The following is an 11,572-nucleotide window of genomic DNA, read 5'->3' on the forward strand; positions in this document are numbered from 1 at the left end:
ATGGCTCACATCGAAAAACAAGCTGGCGAACTGCAGGAAAAGCTGATCGCGGTAAACCGCGTATCTAAAACCGTTAAAGGTGGTCGTATTTTCTCCTTCACAGCTCTGACTGTGGTAGGTGACGGTAACGGTCGCGTAGGTTTTGGTTACGGTAAAGCGCGTGAAGTTCCAGCAGCGATCCAGAAAGCGATGGAAAAAGCCCGTCGCAATATGATTAACGTCGCGCTGAACCACGGCACCCTGCAGCACCCGGTTAAGGGTACTCACACGGGTTCTCGTGTATTCATGCAGCCGGCTTCCGAAGGTACCGGTATCATCGCCGGTGGTGCAATGCGCGCCGTTCTGGAAGTCGCTGGGGTTCATAACGTTCTGGCTAAAGCATATGGTTCCACCAACCCGATCAACGTGGTTCGTGCAACTATTGATGGCCTGGAAAATATGAATTCTCCAGAAATGGTCGCTGCCAAGCGTGGTAAATCCGTTGAAGAAATTCTGGGGAAATAAACCATGGCAAAGACTATTAAAATTACTCAAACCCGCAGTGCAATCGGTCGTCTGCCGAAACACAAGGCAACGCTGCTTGGCCTGGGTCTGCGTCGTATTGGTCACACCGTAGAGCGCGAGGATACTCCTGCTGTTCGTGGTATGGTCAACGCGGTTTCCTTCATGGTTAAAGTTGAGGAGTAAGAGATGCGTTTAAATACTCTGTCTCCGGCCGAAGGCTCCAAAAAGGCGGGTAAACGCCTGGGTCGTGGTATCGGTTCTGGCCTCGGTAAAACCGGTGGTCGTGGTCACAAAGGTCAGAACTCTCGTTCTGGCGGTGGCGTACGTCGCGGTTTCGAGGGTGGTCAGATGCCTCTGTACCGTCGTCTGCCGAAATTCGGTTTCACTTCTCGTAAAGCAATGATCACTGCAGAGGTCCGCCTCTCTGATCTGGCTAAAGTAGAAGGCGACGTAGTTGACCTGAACACGCTGAAAGCAGCAAACATTATCGGTATTCAGATCGAGTTCGCGAAAGTGATCCTGTCTGGTGAAGTTTCTACTCCGGTAACTGTTCGTGGCCTGCGTGTTACTAAAGGCGCTCGTGCTGCTATCGAAGCTGCTGGCGGTAAAATCGAGGAATAAGTAGCAGATGGCTAAACAACCGGGATTAGATTTTCAAAGTGCCAAAGGTGGCTTAGGCGAGCTGAAACGCAGACTGCTGTTTGTTATCGGTGCGCTTATTGTGTTCCGTATTGGCTCTTTTATTCCGATCCCTGGTATTGATGCCGCTGTACTTGCCAAACTGCTTGAGCAACAGCGAGGCACCATCATTGAAATGTTTAACATGTTCTCTGGTGGTGCTCTCAGCCGTGCTTCTATCTTCGCTCTGGGTATTATGCCGTACATCTCGGCATCAATTATTATCCAGCTGCTGACGGTCGTTCATCCGGCCCTGGCAGAACTGAAGAAAGAAGGGGAATCTGGTCGTCGTAAGATTAGCCAGTACACCCGTTACGGCACTCTGGTGCTGGCAATATTTCAGGCAACCGGTATTGCTACCGGTTTGCCGAATATGCCTGGTATGCAGGGCCTGGTTATTAACCCGGGCTTTGCATTCTATTTCACCGCTGTTGTGAGTCTGGTTACAGGGACAATGTTCCTGATGTGGCTCGGCGAACAGATTACTGAGCGTGGTATCGGTAACGGTATCTCAATCATTATCTTCGCCGGTATCGTTGCGGGACTCCCGCCAGCCATTGCCCATACTATCGAGCAAGCGCGTCAAGGCGACCTGCACTTCCTCCTGTTGCTGTTGGTTGCAGTATTAGTATTTGCAGTGACGTTCTTTGTTGTATTCGTTGAACGTGGTCAACGCCGCATTGTGGTAAACTACGCTAAACGTCAGCAGGGGCGTCGTGTCTATGCTGCTCAGAGCACACATTTGCCGCTGAAAGTGAATATGGCGGGGGTAATCCCGGCAATTTTCGCTTCCAGTATTATTCTGTTCCCGGCAACCATCGCGTCATGGTTCGGGGGCGGTACTGGTTGGAACTGGCTGACAACAATTTCGCTGTATTTGCAGCCTGGGCAACCGCTTTATGTGTTACTCTATGCGTCTGCAATCATCTTCTTCTGTTTCTTCTACACGGCGTTGGTTTTCAATCCGCGTGAAACAGCAGATAACCTGAAGAAGTCCGGTGCATTTGTACCAGGAATTCGTCCGGGAGAGCAAACGGCGAAGTATATCGATAAGGTAATGACACGCCTGACTTTGATTGGTGCGTTGTATATTACTTTTATCTGCCTGATCCCGGAGTTCATGCGTGATGCGATGAAAGTGCCGTTCTACTTCGGTGGGACCTCGCTGCTTATCGTTGTTGTCGTGATTATGGACTTTATGGCTCAAGTGCAAACTCTGATGATGTCAAGTCAGTACGAGTCTGCATTGAAGAAGGCGAACCTGAAAGGCTATGGCCGTTAATGGTCGCCCGAGAAGTTACGGAGAGTAAAAATGAAAGTTCGTGCTTCCGTCAAGAAATTATGCCGTAACTGCAAAATCGTTAAGCGTGATGGCGTCATCCGCGTGATTTGCAGTGCCGAGCCGAAACATAAACAGCGCCAAGGCTGATTATTTCGCATATTTTTCTTGCAAAGTTGGGTTGAGCTGGCTAGATTAGCCAGCCAATCTTTTGTATGTCTGTGCGTTTCCATTTGAGTATCCTGAAAACGGGCTTTTCAGCATGGTGCGTACAAGTAAAATTATAGGAGTGCATAGTGGCCCGTATAGCAGGCATTAACATTCCTGATCAGAAACATGCCGTGATCGCATTAACTTCGATCTACGGCGTCGGCAAGACCCGTTCCAAAGCCATCCTGGCTGCAGCGGGTATCGCTGAAGATGTTAAGATCAGTGAGCTGTCTGAAGAACAAATCGACACGCTGCGTGACGAAGTTGCCAAATTTGTCGTTGAAGGTGATCTGCGCCGTGAAATCAGCATGAGCATCAAGCGCCTGATGGATCTTGGTTGCTATCGCGGTTTGCGTCATCGTCGTGGTCTGCCAGTGCGCGGTCAGCGTACTAAGACCAACGCACGTACCCGTAAGGGTCCGCGCAAACCGATCAAGAAATAATCGGGGTGATTGAATAATGGCAAAGGCACCAATTCGTGCACGTAAACGTGTAAGAAAACAAGTCTCTGACGGCGTGGCTCATATCCATGCTTCTTTCAACAACACCATCGTTACTATTACTGATCGTCAGGGTAACGCATTGGGTTGGGCAACAGCCGGTGGTTCCGGTTTCCGTGGTTCTCGCAAATCCACTCCGTTCGCAGCTCAGGTTGCAGCAGAGCGTTGTGCAGAAGCCGTTAAAGAATACGGCATCAAGAATCTGGAAGTTATGGTCAAAGGTCCGGGTCCGGGTCGCGAATCTACTATTCGTGCTCTGAACGCCGCTGGTTTCCGCATCACTAATATTACTGATGTGACTCCGATCCCTCATAACGGTTGTCGTCCGCCGAAAAAACGTCGCGTATAACGCTGTCGTTTCTAGGATTGTTGGAGAAAGAAAATGGCAAGATATTTGGGTCCTAAGCTCAAGCTGAGCCGTCGTGAGGGCACCGACTTATTCCTTAAGTCTGGCGTTCGCGCGATCGATACCAAGTGTAAAATTGAACAAGCTCCTGGCCAGCACGGTGCGCGTAAACCGCGTCTGTCTGACTATGGTGTGCAGTTGCGTGAAAAGCAAAAAGTTCGCCGTATCTACGGTGTGCTGGAGCGTCAGTTCCGTAACTACTATAAAGAAGCAGCACGTCTGAAAGGCAACACCGGTGAAAACCTGTTGGCTCTGCTGGAAGGTCGTCTGGACAACGTTGTATACCGTATGGGCTTCGGCGCCACTCGTGCAGAAGCACGCCAGCTGGTTAGCCACAAGGCTATCATGGTAAACGGTCGTGTTGTTAACATCGCTTCTTATCAGGTTAGTCCGAATGACGTTGTTAGCATTCGTGAGAAAGCGAAAAAGCAGTCTCGCGTGAAAGCCGCTCTGGAGCTGGCTGAGCAGCGTGAAAAGCCAACCTGGCTGGAAGTTGATGCTGGCAAGATGGAAGGCACGTTCAAGCGTAAGCCGGAGCGTTCTGATCTGTCTGCGGACATTAACGAACACCTGATCGTCGAGCTTTACTCCAAGTAAAGCTTAGTACCAAAGAGAGGACACAATGCAGGGTTCTGTGACAGAGTTTCTAAAACCGCGCCTGGTAGATATCGAGCAAGTGAGTTCGACGCACGCCAAGGTGACCCTTGAGCCTTTAGAGCGTGGCTTTGGCCATACTCTGGGTAACGCACTGCGCCGTATTCTGCTCTCATCGATGCCGGGTTGCGCGGTGACCGAGGTTGAGATTGATGGTGTACTTCATGAGTACAGCACCAAAGAAGGCGTTCAGGAAGATATCCTTGAAATCCTGCTCAACCTGAAAGGGCTGGCGGTGAGAGTTCAGGGTAAAGATGATGTTATTCTTACTCTGAATAAATCTGGCATTGGCCCTGTGACTGCAGCCGACATTACCCACGACGGTGATGTCGAAATCGTCAAGCCGCAGCACGTGATCTGCCACCTGACCGATGAGAACGCGTCTATTAGCATGCGTATCAAAGTTCAGCGCGGTCGTGGTTATGTGCCGGCTTCTGCCCGAATTCATTCGGAAGAAGATGAGCGCCCAATCGGCCGTCTGCTGGTCGACGCATGCTACAGCCCTGTAGAGCGTATTGCCTACAATGTTGAAGCAGCGCGTGTAGAACAGCGTACCGACCTGGACAAGCTGGTCATCGAAATGGAAACCAACGGCACAATCGATCCTGAAGAGGCGATTCGTCGTGCGGCCACCATTCTGGCTGAACAACTGGAAGCTTTCGTTGATTTACGTGATGTACGTCAGCCGGAAGTGAAAGAAGAGAAACCAGAATTCGATCCGATCCTGCTGCGCCCTGTTGACGATCTGGAATTGACTGTCCGCTCTGCTAACTGCCTCAAGGCAGAAGCTATCCACTATATCGGTGATCTGGTACAGCGTACCGAGGTTGAGTTGCTGAAAACGCCGAACCTGGGTAAAAAATCTCTCACCGAGATTAAAGATGTGCTGGCCTCACGTGGTCTGTCTCTGGGCATGCGCCTGGAAAACTGGCCGCCGGCAAGCATTGCTGACGAGTAACCGGATCACAGGTTAAGGTTTTACTGAGAAGGATAAGGTCATGCGCCATCGTAAGAGTGGTCGTCAACTGAACCGCAACAGCAGCCATCGCCAGGCTATGTTCCGCAACATGGCAGGTTCGCTGGTTCGTCATGAAATCATCAAGACGACCCTGCCGAAAGCGAAAGAACTGCGTCGCGTAGTTGAGCCGCTGATTACTCTTGCCAAGACTGATAGCGTTGCTAATCGTCGTCTGGCATTCGCCCGCACTCGTGATAACGAGATCGTGGCAAAACTGTTTAACGAACTGGGCCCGCGTTTCGCGAGCCGTGCCGGTGGTTACACTCGCATTCTGAAGTGTGGCTTCCGTGCAGGCGACAATGCGCCGATGGCATACATCGAGCTGGTTGATCGTTCTGAATCGAAAGCAGAAGCTGCTGCAGAGTAATCTGCAGTAACGTAAGAAAACCCGCTTCGGCGGGTTTTTTTATATCCTCAAAACCTACATATTCTCTACAATATCTATAAGTTTTTCGTTCCTCTCCTGGAGGTGGTATGTGGTTACTTGACCAGTGGGCAGAACGACATATCCTCGATGCGCAGAAAAAAGGTGAATTTGAGCATTTGCCTGGTAACGGTAAACCGCTTGTCCTGGACGATGATTCACATGTCCCGCCTGAACTACGCGCAGGGTTTCGTTTACTCAAAAATGCGGGCTGTCTTCCGCCTGAACTTGAATATCGTAACGAAGCACTCGCTTTGTCAGACTTACTGGCTCATATACATCAGGATCATCCGGATTATCATGAAGTAAGTCGAAGATTGACGCTTCTGGAGCTGAAATTAAAGCAAGCTGGACTAAGTACGGAATTCCTTCGCGGCGAATATGCGGAAACATTGATGCTGAAATTAGATGAGGAGTAGAGATGTTTCGCATTGGAGAATTAGCCAAACTGGCTGACGTTACCCCGGACACCATTCGCTACTATGAAAAACAGCAGATGATGGATCACGAGATCAGAACGGAGGGTGGCTTTCGCCTTTATTCGGACAATGACTTACAGCGTCTGAAATTTATCCGACATGCACGCCAGCTTGGATTTACGCTTGAGTCTATTCGTGAATTGCTCTCTATACGTATCGATCCTGAGCATCACACTTGCCAGGAATCCAAGAGCATTGTTCAGGCGCGATTGAGCGAGGTTGAAGCGAGAATTCAAGAATTGCAGATTATGCAACGCTCTCTACAGAAATTGAATGATGCTTGCTGTGGGAGTGCGCACAGTAGCGTCTATTGCTCAATACTCGAGGCCCTGGAGCAGGGGGCCAGCAGCGCTCCTTCTGGACATTGATTTTTATTGCCAGCAAGCCTACACTTGCGCCGTTTTAAACCACAATCTGGAGAAATTATGAGCCACTATCAGCATAAGAAAGGGCAAATTAACAATAACGCCATCGAGGCATTGCTTCATGACCCTTTGTTCAGACAGCGAGTTGAGAAGAATAAGAAGGGGAAAGGGAGTTATTTACGCAAAGACAAACATGGTAAGAAAGGGAACTGGGAGGCCAGTGGCAAGCAAGCGAATCGCTTATTTACCACTGGCCTTCTGCTTAAAACAGCTTAATCAGGAGCGTTTATTTTGTTCTTTTAACAGATCGCGGATTTCTGTTAACAGCAATTCCTCTTTGCCAGGAGCCGGCGGTGCTTTGGGTTCATCTTCCTGTTTACGTTTGAGACGGTTAATCAATTTAATCGCCATGAAAATAGCAAACGCGACAATAATAAAGTCGAAAATATTCTGGATGAAGACACCGTAATGCATTACGACTGCCGGGACATCGCCTTGTGCTTCGCGTAAAGTTAGGGCAAATTGCTTAAAGTCTATTCCACCAATCAGTAACCCTAATGGCGGCATGATAATATCAGCAACCAATGACGACACAATCTTGCCGAATGCTGCCCCAATGATCACACCTACTGCCAAATCAACTACATTTCCCCGCATCGCAAATTCGCGAAATTCTTTTAGCAAGCTCATGCTCTTCTCCTTGTGCTGTCAGACAAGTTAAGTCTAACAAATGTATTCTCGTTTTCCATTGAGGGTAAAAATTTGCTGAATTTTATTAACATTGATAAAACCATGGTTAAATAAAAGGCGCCGGTCTGGCGCCCGATAATTACAGGAAGAAAGGGCTGGGCTGGAACAGGCGCTCAACGTCGGTAATATATTTTTTGTCGGTAAGGAACATGATGACGTGGTCACCCTGTTCGATACGTAAATTATCGTTGGCGATCATCACATCATTACCGCGCACGACGGCACCGATAATTGTGCCTGGTGGCAGCTTAATCTCATCAATAACACGTCCGACGACACGCGAGGTACTCTCATCACCATGTGCCACAGCCTCTATCGCTTCGGCAACACCGCGGCGCAGCGATGACACACCGACGATATCTGCTTTGCGCACATGGCTTAGCAACGCAGAAATAGTGGCCTGCTGTGGTGAAATCGCAATATCGATCACGCTGCCCTGCACCAGATCGACGTAGGCACGGCGTTGAATGAGCACCATGACTTTCTTGGCGCCCATTCGCTTGGCCAACATGGCGGACATGATATTCGCCTCATCATCGTTGGTGACGGCAATGAAGAGATCCATTTGGTCAATATGTTCTTCTGCGAGCAGTTCCTGATCCGACGCATCACCATAAAATACAATGGTGTTTTGTAGTTTTTCCGCCAGTTCCGCCGCGCGTTGTTGATCGCGCTCGATCAATTTAACGCTGTAATCTTTTTCCAGGCGCATTGCCAGGCCAGCGCCGATATTCCCGCCACCAACCAGCATGATGCGCTTATAGGGTTTTTCAAGACGCTGTAACTCGCTCATCACGGCACGAATATGTTGAGACGCGGCGATGAAAAAGACTTCATCACCGGCTTCGACAATCGTTGAACCCTGTGGGCGAATAGGGCGGTCATGACGGAAAATAGCGGCGACGCGAGTATCAATATGCGGCATATGCTCGCGCATGGTTGATAGCGCGTTTCCTACCAGGGGACCGCCGTAATAGGCTTTTACGACAGCGAGGCTAACTTTCCCCTCGGCGAAATTCACAACCTGAAGCGCCCCCGGGTATTCAATCAATCGATAAAGACTGTCGATGACCAATTGCTCCGGGGCAATGAGGTGGTCAATAGGCACAGCTTCAGAATGGAACAACTTGTCTGCGTCACGCACATAGTCCGGGGAGCGGATGCGTGCAATACGGTTTGGCGTATTAAACAATGAATAGGCCACCTGGCAGGCAACCATATTTGTTTCGTCAGAACTGGTTACCGCAACCAGCATATCTGCGTCGTCAGCACCAGCCTCGCGCAGCACGCGTGGATGTGAACCATGCCCCTGGACGACGCGTAAATCAAATTTGTCCTGCAGACTACGCAGACGATCGCCGTTAGTATCCACGACGGTGATGTCATTATTTTCACCGACCAGGTTTTCCGCCAGCGTTCCGCCGACTTGCCCCGCGCCCAGTATTATGATTTTCATCAGCTGCGACCCGTTATCCTACTTATTGTTTGGAAAGCTTAGCGTAAAAGAAGCCGTCACCCTCTTCGGCTCCAGGCAGATTCTGCTGACCTGGCCGTTCTGGTGTTCCCGTTACGTTTAAGCGAGCATCAGGCGTACGTGAAAGGAATGCGGCAATTTGTTGGCTGTTCTCTTCCGGCAAAACTGAGCACGTGGCATACACCAGCGTCCCGCCAGGTTTAAGATGTGGCCAGACAGCATCAAGAATCTCAGCCTGTAATTGTACAAGTTCGCTGATGTCACGATCCCGGCGCAACCATTTGATATCCGGATGGCGACGAATAACCCCCGTTGCTGAGCAGGGCGCATCCAGCAAAATACGGTCGAATTTCTCATCGCCGCACCATTGTGCAGGGTGACGTCCATCGCCTTGCTTCACCTCAGCCTTCATTCCCAGACGTTTAAGGTTGTCATAGACGCGGGAAAGACGTTGCTCGTCAATGTCGATAGCCAGAACGCGGGCTTGCGGAGCGGCTTCAAGGATATGTGTGGTTTTACCGCCTGGGGCGGCACACAAATCCAGGATGCGTTCACCATTTTGCGGTTCAAGGAAAGTTATACAGCCCTGTGCGGACGCATCCTGGACAGTGACCCAGCCCTCATCAAAACCGGGTAATGCGCTTACAGGAACCGCGGATGCCATGCGTACAGCATCGGGATAATCCGGATGTGAGAATCCTTCCATTCCGCTTTCGGCCAGCAGCGCCAGCCAGGCGTCACGGGAGTGATGGTTACGATTGACGCGCAACCACATAGGTGGACGCAGATTATTGGCCTCGACAATATGTTGCCACTGTTGTGGATACGCTTTTTGCAGGCGTTTTAGCAACCATGTTGGGTGCAGGAAGCGTTGTTCACTCTGTTCAAACTCAGCCTGTAAGGCTTCTTGCTGGCGCTGGAACTGACGCAATACACCATTAATCAGGCCCTTAAGCTGTGGACGCTTGATAGCAACGGCACCTTCAACGGTCTCTGCCAGCGCGGCGTGAGCCGGAATACGGGTATGCAGTAGCTGATACAGGCCAATCATAATCAGATAATGCACGGTACGCTGTTTACCCGTCATTGGGCGGGACATCAGCTTGTTGATAAGCCAGTCCAGTTGCGGGAGCGTTCGCAGTGCGCCAAAGCAGAGCTCCTGCAGCAGTGCTTTGTCTTTATCGGAGACTTTTTGCTGTAGCGGCGGAAGAACATTACTCAGGGATTGCCCTTGTTCAACGACCTGCTCGATAGCCTGTGCCGCCATGCTGCGTAAATTAATATTTTTTTTCATAGCCACGAAAATAAAAACGCCCGGTAGTACCGGGCTTAAAGATAATTGTCAGACCAGACGATTGCCCGGCGTAAACCACTCCCGCCGGGAGTTTAGTAAATCCTGGGCATTCATCGCTTTTTTACCGGCGGGTTGGAGCGATTCAAGATTCAAAATGCCCTCAGCCGTTGCAACCTGAATACCTTGCTTATTAGCTTCAATAATGGTGCCGGGTTCGGCTTTAGCCTGGCTATTTATCACCGACGCCTTCCAGACCTTAACGGGCTGATCCTCAATGACGAAATAGCTCATTGGCCAGGGATTGAAGGCTCGAATACAACGCTCAAGCTGTTCAGCAGGCAAAGACCAGTCAAGAAGCGCTTCTTCTTTGCTAAGTTTTTCAGCATAGGTAACCTGCGTTTCGTCCTGAATCTCGGGCGTTGCCGTACCGGTTGCAATTTGCGTCAGCGTTGCGAGCAAACCCTGCGGGCCAAGTTGTGCCAGCTTATCGTAGAGTGTCGCACTGGTGTCTTCGGCAGTGATTGGGCAGGAGAGCTTATAAAGCATATCCCCCGTGTCCAGCCCGACATCCATTTGCATGATGGTGACGCCAGTTTCCGTGTCACCCGCCCAGAGGGAACGTTGGATCGGTGCCGCACCACGCCAGCGTGGGAGCAAAGAACCGTGTACGTTCAGGCAGCCGAGACGAGGCATCTCCAGAACAGCTTTCGGCAGGATGAGGCCGTAGGCGACAACCACCATGACATCGGCCTGCAAATCGGCAACGATCTGTTGATTTTCCTGTGGACGAAGAGACACTGGCTGAAATACCGGAATCCCTTTCTCCTCAGCCAGTACTTTGACCGGGCTCGGCATCAATTTTTTGCCGCGTCCGGCAGGACGATCAGGCTGAGTGAATACGCCAACGATCTGATGCTCAGAAGAGAGCAGCGCGTCGAGGTGACGCGCTGCAAAATCAGGTGTGCCGGCAAATATAATGCGTAGTGAATCTGACACGTGGATTCTTATCCTTAAGCTCTCGCTTTCATGCGATCAAGTTTTTCAACTTTCTGGCGAATACGTTGTTGCTTGAGTGGTGACAGATAGTCAATAAACAATTTTCCGACCAGATGATCCATCTCATGCTGAATGCAAATAGCCAACAGGCCATCCGCTTCCAGCTCATAGGTTTGACCTTCGCGGTTCAGCGCGCGGATTTTCACTTTTTCGGCACGCGGAACAAGCGCACGCTGCTCTGGAATAGAGAGGCAACCCTCTTCAATTCCCGTCTCGCCGCTTTTTTCCAGCAGTTCCGGGTTAATTAACACCAGTTGCTCATCGCGGTTTTCAGAGACATCAATAACGATAATACGTTGATGAATATCTACCTGGGTTGCAGCCAGACCGATACCTTCTTCGGCGTACATCGTCTCAAACATATCGTCGACGATACGCTGAATTTCTGCATTAACTTCTTTTACCGGCGCGGCGACTTTGCGAAGACGCTCGTCCGGAATATGTAACACTTGCAAAACTGCCATAAATATCCAGAGTCGTG

At 50.3% G+C, this 11,572-nt stretch carries 17 protein-coding genes and 1 pseudogene; 13 read left to right on the forward strand and 5 right to left on the reverse strand.

Annotated elements, in window-relative coordinates; translation table 11 throughout:
• The 13 genes and pseudogenes from rpsE to MRY16398_RS02465 all read left to right on the forward strand — a co-directional run bounded on the left by rpsE (position 1) and on the right by MRY16398_RS02465 (position 6,903).
• Entirely contained in the window at positions 1–504 is a 504-nt protein-coding gene (rpsE, locus tag MRY16398_RS02405) for a 30S ribosomal protein S5 (protein WP_039076818.1), read from the forward strand.
• Between the two features lie 3 nt (positions 505–507).
• Positions 508–687, forward strand: coding sequence for a 50S ribosomal protein L30 (gene rpmD / locus MRY16398_RS02410; protein WP_001140434.1), 180 nt, complete (start codon positions 508–510; stop codon positions 685–687).
• A 3-nt stretch (positions 688–690) separates the two neighbouring features.
• Positions 691–1,125, forward strand: a complete 435-nt coding sequence (gene rplO, locus MRY16398_RS02415) for a 50S ribosomal protein L15 (RefSeq protein ID WP_039076819.1) — start codon at positions 691–693, stop codon at positions 1,123–1,125.
• A 7-nt stretch (positions 1,126–1,132) separates the two neighbouring features.
• The gene (secY, locus tag MRY16398_RS02420) at positions 1,133–2,464 is read left to right on the forward strand and encodes a preprotein translocase subunit SecY (protein WP_039076820.1); all 1,332 of its coding nucleotides are present in this window, start codon (positions 1,133–1,135) and stop codon (positions 2,462–2,464) included.
• Between the two features lie 30 nt (positions 2,465–2,494).
• On the forward strand, positions 2,495–2,611 hold the full coding sequence (rpmJ, locus tag MRY16398_RS02425) for a 50S ribosomal protein L36 (RefSeq protein WP_000868187.1): 117 nt from the start codon (positions 2,495–2,497) through the stop codon (positions 2,609–2,611).
• Positions 2,612–2,757: 146 nt separating this feature from the next.
• On the forward strand, positions 2,758–3,114 hold the full coding sequence (gene rpsM / locus MRY16398_RS02430) for a 30S ribosomal protein S13 (protein ID WP_003863308.1): 357 nt from the start codon (positions 2,758–2,760) through the stop codon (positions 3,112–3,114).
• Between the two features lie 16 nt (positions 3,115–3,130).
• Positions 3,131–3,520, forward strand: a complete 390-nt coding sequence (rpsK, locus tag MRY16398_RS02435) for a 30S ribosomal protein S11 (RefSeq protein WP_002919257.1) — start codon at positions 3,131–3,133, stop codon at positions 3,518–3,520.
• A gap of 33 nt (positions 3,521–3,553) precedes the next feature.
• On the forward strand, positions 3,554–4,174 hold the full coding sequence (gene rpsD / locus MRY16398_RS02440; RefSeq protein WP_000135224.1) for a 30S ribosomal protein S4: 621 nt from the start codon (positions 3,554–3,556) through the stop codon (positions 4,172–4,174).
• A gap of 25 nt (positions 4,175–4,199) precedes the next feature.
• Positions 4,200–5,189 carry a DNA-directed RNA polymerase subunit alpha gene (locus tag MRY16398_RS02445; RefSeq protein ID WP_034461761.1) on the forward strand — a complete coding sequence of 330 codons (990 nt, stop codon included), beginning with the start codon at positions 4,200–4,202 and terminating at the stop codon, positions 5,187–5,189.
• A gap of 40 nt (positions 5,190–5,229) precedes the next feature.
• Positions 5,230–5,616 (forward strand): 50S ribosomal protein L17, encoded by a 387-nt coding sequence (gene rplQ / locus MRY16398_RS02450; RefSeq protein WP_001216372.1) that lies wholly within the window; start codon positions 5,230–5,232, stop codon positions 5,614–5,616.
• Between the two features lie 107 nt (positions 5,617–5,723).
• Entirely contained in the window at positions 5,724–6,092 is a 369-nt protein-coding gene (locus MRY16398_RS02455; RefSeq protein ID WP_125123796.1) for a DnaJ family domain-containing protein, read from the forward strand.
• Between the two features lie 2 nt (positions 6,093–6,094).
• Positions 6,095–6,520, forward strand: a complete 426-nt coding sequence (gene zntR / locus MRY16398_RS02460; RefSeq protein WP_125123797.1) for a Zn(2+)-responsive transcriptional regulator — start codon at positions 6,095–6,097, stop codon at positions 6,518–6,520.
• 57 nt (positions 6,521–6,577) lie between these two features.
• Positions 6,578–6,903, forward strand: a pseudogene (locus MRY16398_RS02465) (alternative ribosome-rescue factor A).
• Here the strand turns inward: MRY16398_RS02465 and mscL are convergent.
• From mscL to def, 5 genes are all read right to left on the reverse strand, one after another.
• A complete protein-coding gene (mscL, locus tag MRY16398_RS02470; RefSeq protein WP_039076824.1) occupies positions 6,794–7,207 on the reverse strand; it encodes a large-conductance mechanosensitive channel protein MscL in 414 nt (137 codons plus the stop codon). The pseudogene MRY16398_RS02465 and the gene mscL overlap by 110 nt on opposite strands.
• Positions 7,208–7,346: 139 nt before the next feature.
• Positions 7,347–8,723 (reverse strand): Trk system potassium transporter TrkA, encoded by a 1,377-nt coding sequence (gene trkA, locus MRY16398_RS02475; RefSeq protein ID WP_039076825.1) that lies wholly within the window; start codon positions 8,721–8,723, stop codon positions 7,347–7,349.
• Positions 8,724–8,745: 22 nt separating this feature from the next.
• The gene (gene rsmB, locus MRY16398_RS02480) at positions 8,746–10,035 is read right to left on the reverse strand and encodes a 16S rRNA (cytosine(967)-C(5))-methyltransferase RsmB (RefSeq protein ID WP_039076826.1); all 1,290 of its coding nucleotides are present in this window, start codon (positions 10,033–10,035) and stop codon (positions 8,746–8,748) included.
• Positions 10,036–10,083: 48 nt separating this feature from the next.
• Positions 10,084–11,031, reverse strand: a complete 948-nt coding sequence (gene fmt, locus MRY16398_RS02485) for a methionyl-tRNA formyltransferase (protein ID WP_125123798.1) — start codon at positions 11,029–11,031, stop codon at positions 10,084–10,086.
• Between the two features lie 14 nt (positions 11,032–11,045).
• Positions 11,046–11,555, reverse strand: a complete 510-nt coding sequence (gene def, locus MRY16398_RS02490; RefSeq protein ID WP_039076828.1) for a peptide deformylase — start codon at positions 11,553–11,555, stop codon at positions 11,046–11,048.
• Between the last annotated feature and the right edge of the window lie 17 nt (positions 11,556–11,572).

Origin of the sequence: Phytobacter sp. MRY16-398, from assembly GCF_003925915.1 — a bacterium.
Taxonomy (GTDB): Bacteria; Pseudomonadota; Gammaproteobacteria; order Enterobacterales; family Enterobacteriaceae; genus Phytobacter; species Phytobacter diazotrophicus.